The 18772-nt window shown below is 52.4% G+C and carries 16 protein-coding genes and 1 other annotated feature; of the genes, 11 read left to right on the plus strand and 5 right to left on the minus strand.

The genetic code is table 11. The features are described 5' to 3' along the window. Window positions 1-2 precede the first annotated feature (2 nt). Window positions 3-1196: a multidrug efflux RND transporter periplasmic adaptor subunit AcrA gene (gene acrA / locus A9587_RS05075; RefSeq protein WP_001515899.1), complete on the minus strand. Its 1194-nt coding sequence runs from the start codon at window positions 1194-1196 to the stop codon at window positions 3-5. 141 nt (window positions 1197-1337) lie between these two features. On the opposite strand from acrA, the gene acrR reads away from it, so the two are divergent. Continuing rightward, window positions 1338-1991, plus strand: coding sequence for a multidrug efflux transporter transcriptional repressor AcrR (gene acrR / locus A9587_RS05080; RefSeq protein ID WP_000101742.1), 654 nt, complete (start codon window positions 1338-1340; stop codon window positions 1989-1991). A gap of 121 nt (window positions 1992-2112) precedes the next feature. After that, on the plus strand, window positions 2113-5475 hold the full coding sequence (mscK, locus tag A9587_RS05090; RefSeq protein ID WP_000177768.1) for a mechanosensitive channel MscK: 3363 nt from the start codon (window positions 2113-2115) through the stop codon (window positions 5473-5475). Between the two features lie 203 nt (window positions 5476-5678). Here the strand turns inward: mscK and rsmS are convergent, their stop codons facing one another. Both rsmS and priC read right to left on the minus strand, forming a co-directional pair. After that, window positions 5679-5846, minus strand: coding sequence for a pleiotropic regulatory protein RsmS (gene rsmS / locus A9587_RS05095; RefSeq protein ID WP_000051145.1), 168 nt, complete (start codon window positions 5844-5846; stop codon window positions 5679-5681). Window positions 5847-5859: 13 nt separating this feature from the next. Beyond that, entirely contained in the window at window positions 5860-6387 is a 528-nt protein-coding gene (priC, locus tag A9587_RS05100) for a primosomal replication protein N'' (protein ID WP_000858960.1), read from the minus strand. A gap of 69 nt (window positions 6388-6456) precedes the next feature. Between priC and A9587_RS05105 the strand changes: the two genes are divergently transcribed. From A9587_RS05105 to hemH, 8 genes are all read left to right on the plus strand, one after another. After that, window positions 6457-6825 (plus strand): DUF454 family protein, encoded by a 369-nt coding sequence (locus A9587_RS05105; RefSeq protein WP_001188908.1) that lies wholly within the window; start codon window positions 6457-6459, stop codon window positions 6823-6825. A gap of 161 nt (window positions 6826-6986) precedes the next feature. Continuing rightward, window positions 6987-7538: an adenine phosphoribosyltransferase gene (gene apt, locus A9587_RS05115; RefSeq protein ID WP_001515901.1), complete on the plus strand. Its 552-nt coding sequence runs from the start codon at window positions 6987-6989 to the stop codon at window positions 7536-7538. 118 nt (window positions 7539-7656) lie between these two features. After that, window positions 7657-9588: a DNA polymerase III subunit gamma/tau gene (gene dnaX, locus A9587_RS05120; RefSeq protein ID WP_105263329.1), complete on the plus strand. Its 1932-nt coding sequence runs from the start codon at window positions 7657-7659 to the stop codon at window positions 9586-9588. Next, window positions 8921-8985, plus strand: a sequence feature (DnaX frameshifting element). It overlaps the preceding gene by 65 nt. A 52-nt stretch (window positions 9589-9640) precedes the next feature. After that, the gene (locus A9587_RS05125; RefSeq protein ID WP_001515903.1) at window positions 9641-9970 is read left to right on the plus strand and encodes a YbaB/EbfC family nucleoid-associated protein; all 330 of its coding nucleotides are present in this window, start codon (window positions 9641-9643) and stop codon (window positions 9968-9970) included. Beyond that, a complete protein-coding gene (gene recR / locus A9587_RS05130) occupies window positions 9970-10575 on the plus strand; it encodes a recombination mediator RecR (RefSeq protein WP_001195021.1) in 606 nt (201 codons plus the stop codon). Before A9587_RS05125 ends, recR begins: the two co-directional genes overlap by 1 nt. A 110-nt stretch (window positions 10576-10685) precedes the next feature. Continuing rightward, a complete protein-coding gene (gene htpG, locus A9587_RS05135; protein ID WP_000678206.1) occupies window positions 10686-12560 on the plus strand; it encodes a molecular chaperone HtpG in 1875 nt (624 codons plus the stop codon). Window positions 12561-12779: 219 nt separating this feature from the next. Further along, entirely contained in the window at window positions 12780-13424 is a 645-nt protein-coding gene (gene adk, locus A9587_RS05145; protein ID WP_001313630.1) for an adenylate kinase, read from the plus strand. A gap of 190 nt (window positions 13425-13614) precedes the next feature. Next, window positions 13615-14577: a ferrochelatase gene (gene hemH / locus A9587_RS05150; protein ID WP_016248423.1), complete on the plus strand. Its 963-nt coding sequence runs from the start codon at window positions 13615-13617 to the stop codon at window positions 14575-14577. Here hemH and aes read toward each other — a convergent pair. After that, the gene (gene aes / locus A9587_RS05155; RefSeq protein WP_016263004.1) at window positions 14552-15520 is read right to left on the minus strand and encodes an acetyl esterase; all 969 of its coding nucleotides are present in this window, start codon (window positions 15518-15520) and stop codon (window positions 14552-14554) included. The two genes, hemH and aes, sit on opposite strands and share 26 nt — an antisense overlap. 151 nt (window positions 15521-15671) lie before the next feature. On the opposite strand from aes, the gene gsk reads away from it, so the two are divergent. Continuing rightward, a complete protein-coding gene (gsk, locus tag A9587_RS05160) occupies window positions 15672-16976 on the plus strand; it encodes an inosine/guanosine kinase (RefSeq protein ID WP_000671588.1) in 1305 nt (434 codons plus the stop codon). A 117-nt stretch (window positions 16977-17093) separates the two neighbouring features. On the opposite strand, the gene ybaL is transcribed toward gsk, so the two are convergent. Further along, complete coding sequence (ybaL, locus tag A9587_RS05165; protein WP_000546244.1) at window positions 17094-18770, minus strand: YbaL family putative K(+) efflux transporter; 1677 nt, start codon at window positions 18768-18770, stop codon at window positions 17094-17096. Window positions 18771-18772: the final 2 nt, after the last annotated feature.

Here is an 18772-nt window from a genome sequence, read left to right on the forward strand (position 1 = left end):
AGTTAAGACTTGGACTGTTCAGGCTGAGCACCGCTTGCGTCTTGCTGGTTGTTATCAGCGGTTATCTCTTGTGCTTTCACCTGGACACCAGGACGCACTTTCTGCAGCCCACTTACTACTACGCGTTCGCCTGCTTTCAGACCCTCAGTCACCAGCCACTTATCGCCAATGGCCTGGCTGGCGACGATCGGACGAGTTTCCACTTTGTCATCCGCGCCAACCACCAGTACGGTAGCTTCGCCGCGTGGTGTACGAGTTACCCCCTGTTGTGGAACTAAAATGGCGTTTGGATTAAGCCCTTCTTCCAGACGTGCACGCACGAACATACCCGGCAGCAGGGTGTGATCCGGGTTCGGGAAAATGGCGCGTAACGTGATAGATCCGGTGGTCTGATCGACGGTAACGTCAGAGAACTCCAGCGTACCATCCTGCGGGAACTTAATACCGTCACTGGTGATCAGCGACACTTTAGCTTTGCCGTTCTCTTGCTTCAGTGTGCCGTTAGCGAGTTCCTGTTTCAGACGCAGGAAGTCGTTACTGGACTGAGTCACATCAACGTAGATCGGATCAAGTTGTTGCACGGTTGCCAGCGCAGTCGCCTGACCGTTTTGCACCAATGCGCCTTCCGTCACGTTCGATTTACCTATACGGCCGGTAATCGGAGAGGTGACTTTGGTATAAGCCAGATTGATTCGTGCGGTTTCAACCGCCGCTTTCGCCGCAGTGACAGCAGCATTTGCCTGTTGTGCATCTGCCAGTGCCTGATCGTACTCCTGCTTACTGATGTACTGAGTACCCAGCAGCTTCTGGTAACGATTAACAGTCAACTGCGCGATATTGGCTGCTGCTTGCGCTTTAGCCAGATCGCCTTTTGCACTATCGTAAGCTGCCTGGTAGGTAGCAGGATCAATCTGATAGAGAGATACCCCCGCTTCGATGTCGCTACCTTCTTTGAAATTACGCTTCAGGATGATCCCGCTAACTTGAGGACGAACTTCTGCGATCCGGAAAGCACTGGTGCGGCCCGGAAGCTCGGTTGTGATCTGCAGAGGTTCAGTTTTGACTGTTACTACCCCAACGGCGGGCATCTGCTGGCCACCTTGTTGGGCCTGTTTGTCGTCACATCCTGTAAGCGCTAAGCTGCCTGAGAGCATCAGAACGATCGCCAGAGGCGTAAACCCTCTGTTTTTGTTCATATGTAAACCTCGAGTGTCCGATTTCAAATTGGTCAATGGTCAAAAGTCGATAAACCCATTGCTGCGTTTATATTATCGTCGTGCTATGGTACATACATTCATAAATGTATGTAAATCTAACGCCTGTAAATTCACTAACATATGGCACGAAAAACCAAACAAGAAGCGCAAGAAACACGCCAACACATCCTCGATGTGGCTCTACGTCTTTTCTCACAGCAGGGGGTATCATCCACCTCACTGGGAGAGATTGCAAAAGCAGCAGGCGTTACGCGTGGTGCAATCTACTGGCATTTTAAAGATAAGTCGGATTTATTCAGTGAGATCTGGGAGCTGTCAGAATCCAATATTGGTGAACTAGAGCTTGAGTATCAGGCAAAATTCCCTGGCGATCCACTCTCTGTGTTAAGAGAAATACTAATTCATGTTCTTGAATCGACGGTGACAGAAGAGCGGCGGCGCTTATTGATGGAGATTATATTCCATAAATGCGAATTTGTCGGAGAAATGGCAGTCGTTCAGCAGGCACAACGTAATCTCTGTCTTGAAAGTTATGACCGTATAGAACAAACGTTAAGACATTGTATTGAAGCGAAAATGCTGCCCGCGGATTTAATGACGCGTCGCGCAGCAATTATTATGCGCGGCTATATTTCCGGTTTAATGGAAAATTGGCTGTTTGCCCCGCAATCTTTTGATCTCAAAAAAGAAGCCCGCGATTACGTTGCTATATTGCTGGAAATGTATCTCCTTTGTCCCACGCTTCGTGCACCTGCCGCCAACGAAAAATCCTGAATCAGACTCCAGGATTTATCCTGGACATTTTCGCTGTTGCTATTCTGGTTCTCCACGCCGTGCTATTCTAGCCGCTTGACTATTTCAGGTCGTTCTTCAGGTTCAGAAACCTTCACTCATCATGACTATGTTCCAGTATTACAAACGATCACGACATTTTGTTTTTTCAGCATTTATTGCTTTTGTTTTGGTCTTGTTATGCCAGAACACGGCCTTTGCGCGGGCGTCATCGAATGGTGATCTACCGACGAAAGCGGATCTACAGGCACAACTTGACTCGCTTAATAAACAAAAAGATCTTTCTGCCCAGGATAAGCTGGTACAGCAAGATGTTACTGACACATTAGCCACTCTTGAGAAAATCGAGCGTGTAAAAGAAGAAACGGTGCAATTACGGCAAAAAGTTGCCGAAGCACCAGAGAAAATGCGCCAGGCGACTGCTGCGTTAACTGCGCTTGGCGATGTGGATAACGACGAAGAAACCCGTAAGACGTTGAGTACGCTGTCGTTACGTCAGTTGGAGTCTCGCGTTTCGCAGGCGCTGGACGAGTTGCAAAACGCACAAAACGATCTGGCTTCTTATAACAGCCAGTTGGTTTCATTACAGACGCAGCCCGAACGCGTGCAAAATGCGATGTATACCGCCTCGCAGCAGTTGCAACAAATTCGCAGCCGTCTGGATGGCACTGAGGTTGGTGAGGCGGCTTTACGTCCCAGCCAGAAAGTGTTGATGCAGGCGCAGCAGGTTTTGCTGAATGCCGAGATTGACCAGCAACGTAAAAGCCTGGAAGGGAACACCGTCTTACAGGATACCCTACAAAAGCAACGCGATTACGTGACGGCGAACAGCACGCGTCTGGAACATCAACTGCAACTGTTGCAGGAGGCGGTGAACAGCAAGCGCCTGACATTAACTGAAAAAACAGCGCAGGAAGCGGCAACGCCGGACGAAGCTGCGCGTATTCAGGCTAACCCGCTGGTGAAACAGGAACTGGAAATTAACCAGCAATTAAGTCAGCGTCTGATTAGCGCCACAGAAAACGGCAATCAGTTGATGCAGCAAAACATCAAAGTTAAAAACTGGCTGGAGCGGGCGCTGCAATCGGAACGCAATATTAAAGAGCAGATTTCTGTCCTGAAGGGCAGCCTGCTGTTGTCCCGTATTCTTTACCAACAACAACAAACGCTGCCGTCGGCGGATGAACTGGAAAACATGACCAACCGCATCGCGGATTTGCGTCTCGAACAGTTCGAAGTCAACCAGCAACGTGATGCACTGTTCCAGAGCGATGCTTATGTGGCCAAACTGGAAGAGGGCCATGCTAACGAAGTCAACGATGAAGTCCGTGACGCACTGTTGCAAGTGGTAGATATGCGTCGTGAACTGCTGGATCAGCTAAACAAACAGTTGGGTAACCAACTGATGATGGCCATTAACCTGCAAATCAACCAGCAGCAGTTAATGAGCGTGTCGAAAAACCTGAAATCTATCCTGACCCAACAAATTTTCTGGGTGAACAGTAACCGTCCGATGGACTGGGACTGGATTAAGGCGTTCCCGCAAACGTTGCAGGATGAATTCAAGTCGATGAAAATTACGGTGAACTGGGAAAAAGCCTGGCCCGCCGTATTTATCGCTTTCCTTGCCGGTTTACCGCTGCTGTTAATTGCCGGGCTGATCCACTGGCGTCTGGGTTGGCTGAAAGCGTATCAGCAAAAACTGGCTTCCGCCGTAGGTTCCCTGCGTAACGATAGCCAGCTCAACACACCAAAAGCGATTCTTATCGATCTGATTCGTGCGCTGCCGGTGTGTCTGATTATTCTCGCCGTTGGTCTGATTCTGCTGACCATGCAGCTCAACATCAGTGAATTACTGTGGGCGTTCAGCAAAAAACTGGCGATTTTCTGGCTGGTGTTTGGCCTGTGCTGGAAAGTGCTGGAGAAAAACGGCGTTGCGGTTCGTCACTTTGGTATGCCAGAGCAACAGACCAGCCACTGGCGTCGGCAGATTGTTCGCATCAGCCTCGCGTTGTTGCCAATCCATTTCTGGTCTGTGGTAGCAGAACTCTCCCCGCTGCATTTGATGGATGATGTGCTGGGGCAGGCGATGATTTTCTTTAACCTGCTGCTGATCGCCTTCCTGGTATGGCCAATGTGCCGTGAAAGCTGGCGTGATAAAGAATCCCACACCATGCGTCTGGTCACCATTACCGTGCTGTCGATCATCCCGATTGCGCTGATGGTGCTGACTGCAACAGGCTATTTCTACACTACGCTGCGCCTCTCCGGGCGTTGGATTGAAACGGTGTATCTGGTAATCGTCTGGAACTTGCTGTACCAGACAGTGCTGCGTGGGTTAAGTGTGGCGGCACGGCGTATCGCCTGGCGTCGTGCGCTGGCGCGTCGGCAGAATCTGGTGAAAGAAGGGGCCGAAGGTGCCGAGCCGCCGGAAGAGCCAACCATCGCGCTGGAGCAAGTCAACCAGCAGACGTTGCGTATTACGATGTTGCTGATGTTTGCGCTGTTTGGTTTGATGTTCTGGGCGATTTGGTCCGATTTAATCACCGTATTCAGCTATCTCGACAGCATCACCCTGTGGCATTACAACGGCACTGAAGCCGGGGCTGCGGTGGTGAAAAATGTGACGATGGGCAGCCTGCTGTTTGCGATTATCGCCTCAATGGTGGCCTGGGCGCTGATCCGCAACCTGCCAGGTTTGCTGGAAGTGCTGGTGCTGTCGCGGCTGAATATGCGTCAGGGCGCGTCGTATGCCATTACTACCATCCTTAACTACATCATCATAGCCGTTGGCGCGATGACCGTGTTTGGGTCGCTTGGCGTATCGTGGGATAAACTCCAGTGGCTGGCGGCGGCATTATCTGTAGGTCTGGGTTTTGGTTTACAAGAGATCTTCGGTAACTTCGTCTCGGGTTTGATCATCCTGTTCGAACGTCCGGTGCGCATTGGCGATACAGTAACCATCGGCACTTTCTCCGGGACGGTCAGTAAGATCCGTATTCGTGCTACCACCATTACAGATTTCGATCGCAAAGAAGTGATTATCCCGAACAAAGCGTTTGTTACCGAGCGTCTGATCAACTGGTCGTTAACCGACACCACCACCCGTCTGGTGATCCGCCTCGGTGTGGCTTACGGTTCTGATCTGGAAAAAGTACGCAGAGTACTGCTTCAGGCGGCGGCGGAGCATCCAAGGGTGATGCACGAACCCATGCCGGAAGTCTTCTTCACTGCGTTTGGTGCCAGCACGCTGGATCATGAGCTGCGTTTGTATGTTCGTGAACTGCGTGACCGCAGCCGCACTGTCGATGAACTGAACCGCACCATTGATCAGTTGTGCCGCGAAAACGACATCAACATTGCCTTTAACCAGCTTGAAGTGCATCTGCACAACGAGAAGGGCGATGAAGTGACTGAAGTGAAGCGCGACTACAAAGGCGATGATCCGACGCCTGCGGTAGGGTAATAACAAAAGGGGCAGCATTGAGTTGCCCCGAGATTACTGACAAAGTGCGCGTTGTTCATGCCGGATGCGGAGTGACCGCCTTATCCGGCCTACAAAACCGCGAAAATTCATTATATTGCAGGAGCGGTGTAGGCCTGATAAGCGTAGCGCATCAGGCAGTTTTGCGTTTACCAGCAATCTGCGGGGACATTTAGCGGCCCCATTTATTTATCACTTTTCGCCTCATCATCGTGCGTTAATTTCTTTTCATAATCGCGTTTTACAATATCCAGTGCGCGCAGCACGGTGCGGGCTGGGATCTGATTTTCTTCCAACAGAACAATCAAATCGACGGCCAGTTTCACATCGTCAGGGGCATTTTCCAGTGACATATTTTCTCCATTGTTAGCGAGTTAAACGCGCTAACCTGTTTTCGATTTTTTCCAGCGCATGGCGGCACCGAACCAGGCGTGCTTCATAGGCTTCAACCTCACGATGCAGCGTCTGCTGCTCGACTAAATCGGTCGCCTGTGCCAGACGTGCTTTACGCTCGGCAACCATCTCACGTAGCCGCCGCTCAAACTCCTGATGCTGAATGCGTTTACGCTGCCAGCGGGCGATTTTCGGCGGCGCGCTGTCCCATTCGCGCAGCGACCAGGACGCCGCTTCACGGGCAATTGCTTCCAGTTGAGCTGCCAGATGTTCCGCCAGCCAGGCCACTTGTGGCAGTTGTTGCCGTTCGACCGCGTGATGAAGCGCGGTCAGGTTGTCCCCAGCCTCAGCCAGACACGCCTGTAACGTCGTCGCGCGAGTCTGAAAAAGATGCCGGTCGAAACGGGCGCTTAGCGTGCCAAACTGCGCCACCGGGGCACAACGCTGGCGCAGCATGGCGAGCTGACCTTCCAGTTTTTCCAGCAGCAGGGTAGTTTTCACGATAAGACCTCAATGAAAATGATAATTGTTATGCTAAAGTAGCCACTCTGTAAGCTGACAACACTTAATATGCAACGAATCATTTTAATCATCATTGGCTGGCTGGCGGTAGTGCTGGGTACGCTGGGCGTGGTATTACCGGTATTACCGACGACGCCGTTTATCCTGCTGGCTGCCTGGTGTTTTGCTCGTTCTTCCCCGCGCTTTCATGCCTGGTTGCTGTACCGCTCATGGTTTGGTAGCTATTTACGCTTCTGGCAGAAATATCATGCAATGCCACGCGGTGCAAAGCCCAGAGCGATTTTACTGATCCTCGTAACCTTTGCGATTTCGTTGTGGTTTGTACATATGATGTGGGTACGCATCCTGCTATTGATCATCCTCGGTTGTTTGTTGATTTTTATGTGGCGAATCCCGGTGATTGATGAAAAGCAATAAAAACGGCGAAGCACAACAATCGCTGTTGCAATTATCGCCCACAGCCAGTACATTCTGGCGTTTTCGAGCACAGGCGCAGGCGGTCAAAGGTTAAACAAAAGTTACTTTTGATACGTTTAAAACGCGCCGTGAGTACCACCGTAACAAGCAGGCATACACTTATGACCGCGACTGCACAGCAGCTTGAGTATCTCAAAAATAGCATCAAAAGCATTCAGGACTACCCAAAACCCGGCATTCTGTTCCGTGATGTCACCAGCTTACTGGAAGACCCGAAAGCTTACGCTCTCAGCATCGACCTGCTGGTTGAGCGTTACAAAAATGCGGGTATTACCAAAGTTGTGGGCACCGAAGCACGTGGCTTCTTGTTTGGTGCTCCGGTAGCATTGGGCCTGGGCGTAGGTTTTGTACCGGTACGTAAACCGGGCAAATTGCCGCGCGAAACCATCAGTGAAACTTACGAACTGGAATATGGCACCGATAAACTGGAAATCCATGTTGATGCCATTAAACCAGGCGACAAAGTGTTGGTCGTAGACGATTTGCTGGCAACTGGCGGCACCATTGAGGCGACCGTGAAGCTGATCCGTCGTCTGGGTGGCGAAGTCACCGACGCTGCGTTCATCATTAATCTGTTCGATCTCGGCGGTGAACAGCGTCTCGAAAATCAAGGCATCACCTGTTATAGCCTTGTCCCGTTCCCGGGCCACTAATTTTTGCCAGCCCGCGTCGTGGGCAGTACAAGATGTACATTCAGCCTCGCCGTTCTGACGGGGCTGTGTTAGCATTACCCCTTCGTGAATCCACCTTCCAGCGTTTCAGAGCCTGCCAATGAGTTATCAGGTCTTAGCCCGAAAATGGCGCCCACAAACCTTTGCTGACGTCGTCGGCCAGGAACATGTGCTGACCGCACTGGCGAACGGCTTGTCGTTAGGGCGTATTCATCATGCTTATCTTTTTTCCGGCACCCGTGGCGTCGGAAAAACCTCTATCGCCCGACTGCTGGCGAAGGGGCTAAACTGCGAAACCGGCATTACCGCAACGCCGTGCGGCGTATGCGATAACTGCCGTGAAATCGAGCAGGGGCGCTTTGTCGATCTGATTGAGATCGACGCCGCCTCGCGCACCAAAGTCGAAGATACCCGCGACCTGCTGGATAACGTCCAGTACGCGCCAGCGCGTGGTCGTTTTAAAGTTTATCTGATCGACGAAGTGCATATGCTGTCGCGCCACAGCTTTAACGCACTGCTAAAAACCCTTGAAGAGCCACCGGAGCACGTCAAGTTCCTGCTGGCAACGACCGATCCGCAGAAATTGCCGGTGACGATTTTGTCACGCTGTCTGCAATTTCATCTCAAGGCGCTGGATGTCGAGCAAATTCGCCATCAGCTTGAGCACATCCTCAACGAAGAACATATCGCTCACGAGCCGCGGGCGTTGCAATTGCTGGCGCGCGCCGCTGAAGGCAGCTTGCGAGATGCCTTAAGTCTGACCGACCAGGCGATTGCCAGCGGTGACGGTCAGGTTTCAACCCAGGCGGTCAGTGCGATGCTGGGTACGCTTGACGACGATCAGGCGCTGTCGTTGGTTGAAGCGATGGTTGGGGCCAACGGCGAGCGTGTAATGACGCTGATTAACGATGCCGCAGCCCGTGGTATCGAGTGGGAAGCGTTGCTGGTGGAAATGCTCGGCCTGCTGCACCGCATTGCGATGGTCCAGCTTTCGCCTGCCGCGCTGGGTAACGACATGGCGGCCATCGAACTGCGGATGCGTGAACTGGCGCGCACCATACCGCCGACGGATATTCAGCTTTACTATCAGACGCTGTTGATTGGTCGCAAAGAATTACCGTATGCGCCGGACCGCCGCATGGGCGTTGAGATGACGTTGCTGCGCGCGCTGGCATTCCATCCGCGTATGCCGCTACCCGAACCGGAAGCGCCGCGCCAGTCCTTTGCGCCCGTCGCGCCAACGGCGGTAATGACGTCATCGCAAGTGCCGCCGCAGCCGCAATCAGCGCCGCAGCAGGTACCGACCGTACCGCTCTCAGAAACCACCAGCCAGGTGCTGGCGGCGCGTCAGCAACTGCAGCGCGCACAGGGAGCGACCAAAGCAAAAAAGAGTGAACCGGCAGCCGCTACCCGCGCGCGGCCGGTGAATAACGCTGCGCTGGAAAGACTGGCTTCGGTCACCGATCGCGTTCAGGCGCGTCCGGTGCCATCGGCACTGGAAAAAGCGCCAGTCAAAAAAGAAGCGTATCGCTGGAAGGCTACCACCCCGGTGATGCAGCAAAAAGAAGTGGTCGCCACACCGAAGGCGCTGAAAAAGGCGCTGGAGCATGAAAAAACGCCGGAACTGGCGGCAAAGCTGGCGGCAGAAGCCATTGAACGCGATCCGTGGGCCGCTCAGGTGAGCCAACTTTCGCTACCAAAACTGGTCGAACAGGTGGCATTAAATGCCTGGAAAGAGGAGAACGGCAACGCGGTATGTCTGCATTTGCGTTCCTCCCAGCGGCATCTGAATAACAACGGTGCACAGCAAAAACTGGCTGAAGCGTTGAGCACATTAAAGGGTTCAACGGTTGAACTGACTATCGTTGAAGATGATAATCCCGCGGTGCGCACGCCGCTGGAGTGGCGTCAGGCGATATACGAAGAAAAACTTGCGCAGGCGCGCGAGTCCATTATTGCGGATAATAATATTCAGACCCTGCGTCGATTCTTCGATGCGGAGCTGGATGAAGAAAGTATCCGCCCCATTTGATCGTAAGCACAGCTTATGATCGTCATCCTTAACGTGATTGAGAGAGAAACCTATGTTTGGTAAAGGCGGTCTGGGCAACCTGATGAAGCAGGCCCAGCAGATGCAAGAAAAAATGCAGCAGATGCAGGAAGAAATCGCGAAGCTGGAAGTGACCGGTGAATCCGGCGCAGGTCTGGTGAAAGTGACCATCAACGGCGCGCACAACTGCCGTCGTGTTGAGATCGATCCAAGCTTGCTGGAAGATGACAAAGAGATGTTGGAAGATCTGGTAGCTGCGGCATTCAACGACGCAGCACGTCGCATCGAAGAAACTCAGAAAGAAAAAATGGCCTCTGTTTCCTCCGGAATGCAGTTGCCACCAGGCTTTAAGATGCCGTTCTGATGCAAACCAGCCCGCTGTTAACACAGCTTATGGAAGCACTGCGCTGTCTGCCGGGCGTTGGCCCGAAGTCGGCGCAGCGTATGGCGTTCACGCTGCTTCAGCGCGATCGTAGCGGCGGGATGCGTCTGGCGCAGGCGCTCACCCGGGCGATGTCGGAAATCGGTCACTGCGCCGATTGTCGCACCTTTACCGAACAGGACGTGTGTAACATCTGTTCAAATCCGCGTCGTCAGGAAAATGGCCAAATCTGCGTGGTGGAGAGTCCGGCGGACATCTACGCCATTGAGCAGACCGGGCAGTTTTCAGGCCGCTATTTTGTGTTGATGGGGCACTTGTCACCGCTGGATGGCATTGGCCCGGATGATATCGGTCTCGATCGCCTGGAACAGCGTCTGGCAGAGGAAAAAATCACTGAAGTGATCCTCGCAACTAACCCGACGGTCGAAGGTGAAGCTACTGCTAACTATATTGCCGAGCTTTGCGCGCAATATGACGTTGAAGCCAGTCGAATTGCGCATGGCGTACCGGTTGGCGGCGAACTGGAAATGGTTGATGGCACCACGCTGTCACACTCCCTTGCCGGACGCCATAAGATTCGTTTTTAAGCAAACGAGAGCAGGATCACCTGCTCTCGCTTGAAATTATTCCCCCTTGTCCCCATCTCTCCCTCATCCCGTTTTTAACCTTAAAAATGGCATTATTGAGGTAGACCTACATGAAAGGACAAGAAACTCGTGGTTTTCAGTCAGAAGTGAAGCAGCTTCTGCATCTGATGATCCATTCTCTCTATTCCAATAAAGAAATTTTCCTGCGTGAGCTTATCTCTAACGCCTCCGATGCGGCGGACAAGTTGCGTTTCCGTGCGCTCTCTAATCCGGATCTGTACGAAGGTGATGGCGAACTGCGCGTTCGTGTCTCTTTCGATAAAGACAAGCGCACGCTGACCATCTCTGATAACGGCGTGGGGATGACCCGTGATGAAGTGATCGATCATCTGGGTACTATCGCTAAATCCGGCACCAAATCATTCCTCGAATCGCTGGGTTCCGACCAGGCAAAAGATAGCCAGTTGATCGGCCAGTTTGGTGTTGGTTTCTACTCTGCGTTTATCGTTGCCGATAAAGTGACCGTGCGCACCCGTGCGGCAGGCGAAAAACCAGAAAACGGCGTGTTCTGGGAATCTGCGGGCGAAGGTGAATACACCGTTGCCGACATCACCAAAGAAGATCGCGGTACTGAAATCACCCTGCATCTGCGTGAAGGTGAAGATGAGTTCCTTGATGACTGGCGCGTACGCTCCATTATCAGCAAATACTCTGACCATATCGCGCTGCCGGTAGAGATCGAAAAACGCGAAGAGAAAGACGGCGAAACCGTTATTTCCTGGGAGAAAATCAACAAAGCGCAGGCGCTGTGGACGCGTAACAAGTCGGAAATCACTGACGAAGAGTACAAAGAGTTCTACAAACATATCGCCCACGACTTTAACGATCCGCTGACCTGGAGCCACAACCGAGTCGAAGGTAAGCAGGAGTACACCAGCCTGCTGTACATCCCGTCGCAGGCACCGTGGGATATGTGGAACCGCGATCACAAACATGGCCTGAAACTGTACGTACAACGCGTGTTCATCATGGACGACGCAGAACAGTTTATGCCGAACTATCTGCGCTTCGTGCGTGGTCTGATTGACTCCAGCGATCTGCCGCTGAACGTTTCCCGTGAAATCCTTCAGGACAGCACGGTAACGCGTAACCTGCGCAATGCGCTGACCAAACGCGTTCTGCAAATGCTGGAAAAACTGGCGAAAGACGATGCGGAAAAATACCAGACCTTCTGGCAGCAGTTTGGCCTGGTGCTGAAAGAAGGTCCGGCAGAAGATTTCGCCAACCAGGAAGCGATTGCAAAACTGCTGCGTTTTGCTTCTACCCATACCGACTCTTCTGCGCAGACCGTGTCTCTGGAAGACTATGTTTCCCGCATGAAAGAAGGGCAGGAGAAAATCTACTACATCACCGCAGACAGCTATGCGGCAGCGAAAAGCAGCCCGCATCTGGAATTGCTGCGTAAGAAAGGCATCGAAGTCCTGCTGCTTTCCGACCGCATCGATGAGTGGATGATGAACTATCTGACAGAGTTCGACGGTAAACCGTTCCAGTCTGTGTCTAAAGTTGATGAGTCGCTGGAAAAATTGGCTGACGAAGTCGATGAAAGCACGAAAGAAGCAGAAAAAGCGTTGACGCCGTTTATCGATCGTGTGAAAGCCCTGCTGGGCGATCGTGTGAAAGATGTGCGTCTGACTCACCGTCTGACCGATACGCCAGCGATCGTTTCGACCGACGCCGACGAAATGAGCACCCAGATGGCGAAACTGTTCGCCGCGGCGGGTCAGAAAGTGCCGGAGGTGAAATATATCTTCGAACTGAACCCGGATCACGTGCTGGTGAAACGTGCGGCAGATACTGAAGATGACGCGAAGTTCAGCGAATGGGTAGAACTGCTGCTGGATCAGGCGCTGCTGGCAGAACGCGGTACGCTGGAAGATCCGAACCTGTTTATTCGTCGTATGAACCAGCTTCTGGTTTCCTGATGTAATACCGGATGTAACGCGATTGCGTTTCTCCGGCCTGAACGTTGAATACGATGCCGGATGACCTTAACGTCATCCGGCATTTTTTATCACCTTTCCTTAAATTATCCCCCCCTTAACCGTTTCAGCCCAAGGTGCCTTTCTTGAGGCAATCGCCTGTTGGTGGTATCGTTTATCGCTTTTTCAAAAAATTCGACACATTTTAAGGGGATTTTCGCAATGCGTATCATTCTGCTTGGCGCTCCGGGCGCGGGGAAAGGGACTCAGGCTCAGTTCATCATGGAGAAATATGGTATTCCGCAAATCTCCACTGGCGATATGCTGCGTGCCGCGGTCAAATCTGGCTCCGAGCTGGGTAAACAAGCAAAAGACATTATGGACGCTGGCAAACTGGTCACCGACGAACTGGTGATCGCGCTGGTTAAAGAGCGCATTGCTCAGGAAGACTGCCGTAACGGTTTCCTGTTGGACGGCTTCCCGCGTACCATTCCGCAGGCAGATGCGATGAAAGAAGCGGGTATCAATGTTGATTACGTTCTGGAATTTGACGTACCGGACGAACTGATCGTTGATCGTATCGTAGGTCGCCGCGTTCACGCGCCGTCTGGCCGTGTTTATCACGTTAAATTCAATCCGCCGAAAGTAGAAGGCAAAGACGACGTTACCGGTGAAGAGCTGACCACCCGTAAAGACGATCAGGAAGAAACCGTGCGTAAACGTCTGGTTGAATACCATCAGATGACTGCACCGCTGATCGGCTACTACTCCAAAGAAGCAGAAGCGGGCAACACCAAATACGCGAAAGTTGACGGCACCAAACCGGTTGCTGAAGTTCGCGCGGCTCTGGAAAAAATCCTCGGCTAATCTAAGTCACCATTGATTTGCACTCTGCCTGATAAGGCGTTCACGCCGCATCAGGCATGGTACATGTCAGCAGATCTACTTTCGGGCAGGTCTGCTTATCCTCCTCAGGCAATACCTCTCACAGCAATTAGTTCTTATTCCTCACTTTTCCGCTACAATTATCAACAAGTTGAATCGATAAGAGGCGGTAATGCGTCAGACAAAAACCGGTATCCTGCTGGCAAACCTGGGGACACCCGATGCCCCCACTCCTGAAGCGGTAAAACGTTACCTGAAACAATTTTTAAGCGACAAACGCGTAGTTGATACCTCACGGCTGTTGTGGTGGCCATTGCTGCGCGGCGTGATATTACCGCTGCGTTCGCCGCGCGTGGCGAAACTGTACGCTTCTGTCTGGATGGAAGGAGGCTCGCCGCTAATGGTTTACAGCCGTCAGCAACAGCAGGCGCTGGCACAACGCTTACCGGAAATACCGGTGGCACTGGGAATGAGCTATGGTTCGCCATCACTGGAAAGCGCGGTGGATGAACTGCTGGCGGAGCATGTCGATCATATCGTGGTGCTGCCGCTCTACCCGCAATACTCCTGTTCTACGGTCGGCGCGGTATGGGATGAACTGGCGCGCATTCTGGCGCGTAAACGCAGTATTCCGGGCATTTCGTTTATTCGCGATTATGCCGACGACCCCTCTTATATTAATGCTTTAGCGAATAGCGTTCGTGCATCATTCGCGCAACATGGCGAGCCGGATCTGCTATTGCTCTCCTATCACGGCATTCCGCAGCGTTATGCGGATGAAGGTGATGACTACCCGCAACGTTGCCGGACAACGACCCGTGAACTGGCTTCAGCACTGGGAATGGCACCGGAAAAAGTGATGATGACCTTTCAGTCACGCTTTGGTCGCGAACCCTGGCTAATGCCTTATACCGATGAAACGCTGAAAATGCTCGGAGAAAAAGGTGTAGGTCATATTCAGGTGATGTGTCCGGGCTTTGCTGCGGATTGTCTGGAGACGCTGGAAGAGATTGCTGAGCAAAACCGTGAAGTCTTCCTCGGTGCGGGCGGTAAAAAATATGAATATATTCCGGCGCTTAATGCTACACCGGAACATATCGAAATGATGGCTAATCTGGTTGCAACCTATTGCTAAAGAATCGAGCGCCGTCGCGTAGAGCATCGTCGGCGGTTTTCATCATCCGTGAATAATGCAAAAAGGCGTGCAGCGTACCGGAGTAGAGTTTGAACTCACAAGGTTGCTGGTGTGCCGCTAACGTCTGGTAAAGCAGGCGACTGTCATCCAGCAGCGGATCAAACTCTGCACCCGCGATAAAGCAGGGCGGCATATCGCGAGTGAGATCATTATTAAACAGGCAGTAATATGGCGACTCGCGGTCTGCTTTGTTACCTAAATAGGCCTCTTCATACATCAGCAAATCCTGTTGCGTTAAACCATCCCAGTCACCGCCCAACAGGCGGCGAGTTACGGAATCTCGTAATCCGTAAAGCCCATACCACAGCAAAACACCAACAACTTTACCGCAATCAATCTGCTTATCTCGTAGCCATAAAGCACTGGCGAGCGCCAGCATCGCGCCCGCGGAATCACCGGCAAAACCTATGCGTGACATATTGATTTGATAATCGCTTGCCTGTCGGTGGAAGTGACAACAGGACGCCACGATTTCCTCTATTGCTTGCGGAAAACGCGCTTCTGGTGAAAGGGTGTAATTGATACCAACCACCGTACACTGAGTGTAGTTCGCCAGCAGCCGCATAATGCGATCGTGGGTATCGAGATTGCCGAGAATAAAACCGCCGCCATGCAGATAAAACAGCGTCGCGGTGCTGTCTGCGTCCGGCGAGTAGAGCCGTGTTTCCACCTGGCCATAAGGCGTAGGGACTGCGTAAGCTCTGGTTGCCATTTCTGGAGCGTCAGCATTCCAGAATCGACGCTCAAGTGTGTAATGCTGCCGTTGCTCAGTAATCGTTCCCGCTGCGGGCCAGGGCGGTAAATCGGGCTGGAGAGTATTAACAACGGCCTTCATTTCAGGAGAAATAAGTTCCAGCACGGATAATTTGTTTTCCGTCTTCATTAAAAAACTCCTTTCAAATAACGCCATTGTAAGGAACCACTGCCATGAAAATGCGATCTCACCTGCTGATATTGAAACTGCCTGCGTCTCGCGCGTTCAGGCATGATTGTGTTAACATTCGCCGCTCAGTTAACCACCCGTAAAAACAACCATGAAATTTCCCGGTAAACGTAAATCCAAACATTACTTCCCTGTAAACGCACGCGATCCGCTGTTGCAGCAAATCCAACCAGAAAACGAAACCAGCGCCGCCTGGGTGGTGGGTATCGACCAGACGCTGGTGGATATTGAAGCGAAAGTGGATGATGAGTTCATTGAGCGTTATGGATTAAGCGCCGGGCATTCACTGGTGATTGAAGATGATGTTGCCGAAGTACTTTATCAGGAACTGAAACAGAACAACCTGATAACCCATCAGTTCGCGGGTGGCACCATTGGTAACACCATGCACAATTACTCCGTGCTGGCGGATGACCGTTCGGTGCTGCTGGGCGTAATGTGCAGCAATATTGAAATTGGCAGCTACGCCTACCGTTACTTGTGTAACACCTCCAGTCGAACCGATCTTAACTATCTGCAAGGGGTGGACGGCCCGATTGGTCGTTGCTTTACGCTGATTGGTGAGTCTGGCGAACGTACCTTTGCTATCAGCCCGGGTCATATGAACCAGCTACGTGCGGAAAGTATTCCGGAAGATGTCATTGCCGGAGCGTCGGCGCTGGTATTAACGTCCTATCTGGTGCGCTGCAAGCCGGGTGAACCGATGCCGGAAGCGACCATGAAAGCCATTGAATATGCCAAAAAATACAACGTGCCGGTGGTGCTGACGCTGGGAACCAAATTTGTTATTGCGGAGAACCCACAGTGGTGGCAGGCGTTCCTCAAAGAACACGTTTCTATTCTGGCGATGAACGAAGAGGAAGCGGAAGCGTTGACCGGAGAGAGCGATCCGCTGCTGGCATCTGATAAGGCACTGGACTGGGTAGATCTGGTGCTGTGCACCGCGGGGCCAATTGGTTTATATATGGCGGGCTTTACTGAAGATGAAGCGAAACGCAAAACCCAGCATCCGCTATTGCCGGGGGCCATACCCGAATTTAACCAGTATGAGTTTAGCCGCGCCATGCGGCACAAAGATTGCCAGAATCCGTTGCGTGTCTATTCGCACATTGCACCATATATGGGCGGGCCGGAAAAAATCATGAACACCAACGGAGCCGGAGATGGGGCGCTGGCAGCGTTGTTGCATGACATTACCGCCAATAGTTATCACCGCACCAACGTGCCAAATTCCAGTAAGCATAAATTCACCTGGTTAACCTATTCGTCGTTAGCGCAGGTGTGTAAATACGCTAACCGCGTCAGTTATCAGGTTTTGAACCAGCATTCACCACGCTTAACACGCGGGCTGCCGGAGCGTGAAGACAGTCTGGAAGAGTCTTACTGGGATCGTTAAACCAGCGAACTGATGACTGTCGGATGCGGCGTAAACGCCTTATCCAACCTACGGAAGATGGCACGCGTAGGCCGGATAAGATGCGTTAGCATCGCATCCGGCAATGATGTCAATATATTACCCCGTCACCACCTCACCAGCCGGTGGCGCTTCCAGCAGTTCCAGCATAGTACGGGCAATTTCGCGTTCACCCATCACAACCTGATTTGCTCCACGTTCGGAGATATACGCCACCTCATCGTCATAATGGGCACGGGCGATAATCTCAATATCCGGGTTTTGGGTGCGAGCAGAGGCCACAATCTCACCGGCTTCGTAACCGTTGGGAATGGTCAGAATCAGCCATTTCGCGCATTTCAGATGCGCCAGGTGCATTATCTCTTCGTTAGCAGCGTTGCCTAATACTGCGCGAACCCCGCGTTCACGCAACTCATCAACACGGGTTCGTGATGTTTCAATCACCACTAACGGAATATCAGACGCGAGCAATTTTTCTCCCAGCAGGCTGCCCACGCGACCATAGCCCACCAGTATCGCGTGGTTGCAAATATCCACCGGGATCTGTTTCTCTTCTTCGATAGCCTCTTCCAGCGTCTGCTCTTCCAGTGTTTCGGTCTTCGCCAGATATTTCTCCAGCAGCGCGAACAGCACCGGGTTGAGCATAATCGACAGGATCGCGCCTGCCAGCACCAGGTTTTGCCCTGCCTGCGGCAGCAGATTCAGCGCCATCCCCAGACCTGCCAGGATAAAGGCGAACTCACCAATCTGCGCCAGGCTGGCGGCAATGGTTAACGCTGTACGCTGGGAGTGACCAAACAGACGAACCAGGAAAAGCGCTGCCACTGATTTACCAAACAGAATAATCGCCAGCGTAGCCAGCACCGCCAGCGGTTGCTGAATCAGGATCAGTGGATCAAACAACATGCCTACAGAGACAAAGAACAGCACCGCAAACGCATCGCGCAACGGCAGCGTATCATGCGCTGCGCGGTGACTAAGTTCGGATTCGTTAAGCACCATTCCGGCAAAGAATGCGCCCAGCGCGAAGGAGACGTCAAACAGTTCTACTGCACCAAAAGCAATGCCTAATGCCAGCGCCAGCACCGATAAGGTAAACAATTCACGCGAACCGGTTGCAGCGCTCCGCGCCATAATCCACGGCACCAGACGGCGGCCCACCAGCATCATAATGGCGATAAATGCGACCACCTTGCCGATGGTGATCCCCATATCAACCGCCAGCGTGGCAAAGCCAACATCGCCTTGTTCCATCATCCCCGCTACCGCCGGCAACAATACCAGCGTAAGAACCATCACCAAATCTTCCACAATCAGCCAGCCAATGGCGATTTGCCCGCGCTGACTGTCTATCAATTGCCGTTCTTCAAGCGCGCGTAGCAGTACCACGGTACTGGCGGTGGAAAGGCACAGGCCGAACACGATGCCGGTCATCAACGACCAGCCGATCACGGCAGAGAGAGCCATGCCCAGCAACGTCGCCACGGCTATCTGGGCAATCGCGCCGGGAATGGCGATCGACTTTACCGCCATTAAATCCTTTAGCGAAAAATGCAGGCCGACGCCGAACATCAGCAGAATAACGCCCAGCTCCGCCAGTTCCGGTGCCAGTTTAGTATCAGCAACAAAACCTGGGGTAAAGGGGCCAGCCAGCACACCCGCTAACAGATATCCCACCAGAGGAGAAATACGCAGTTTATTGGCCAGCATGCCGAGGATAAAGGCAAGCACAAGGCCGCCAACAATTGTGGTGATAAGCGGGGTGGCGTGATGCATTC

Source organism: Escherichia sp. MOD1-EC6162, from assembly GCF_002965125.1.
Classification (GTDB): Bacteria; Pseudomonadota; Gammaproteobacteria; order Enterobacterales; family Enterobacteriaceae; genus Escherichia; species Escherichia marmotae.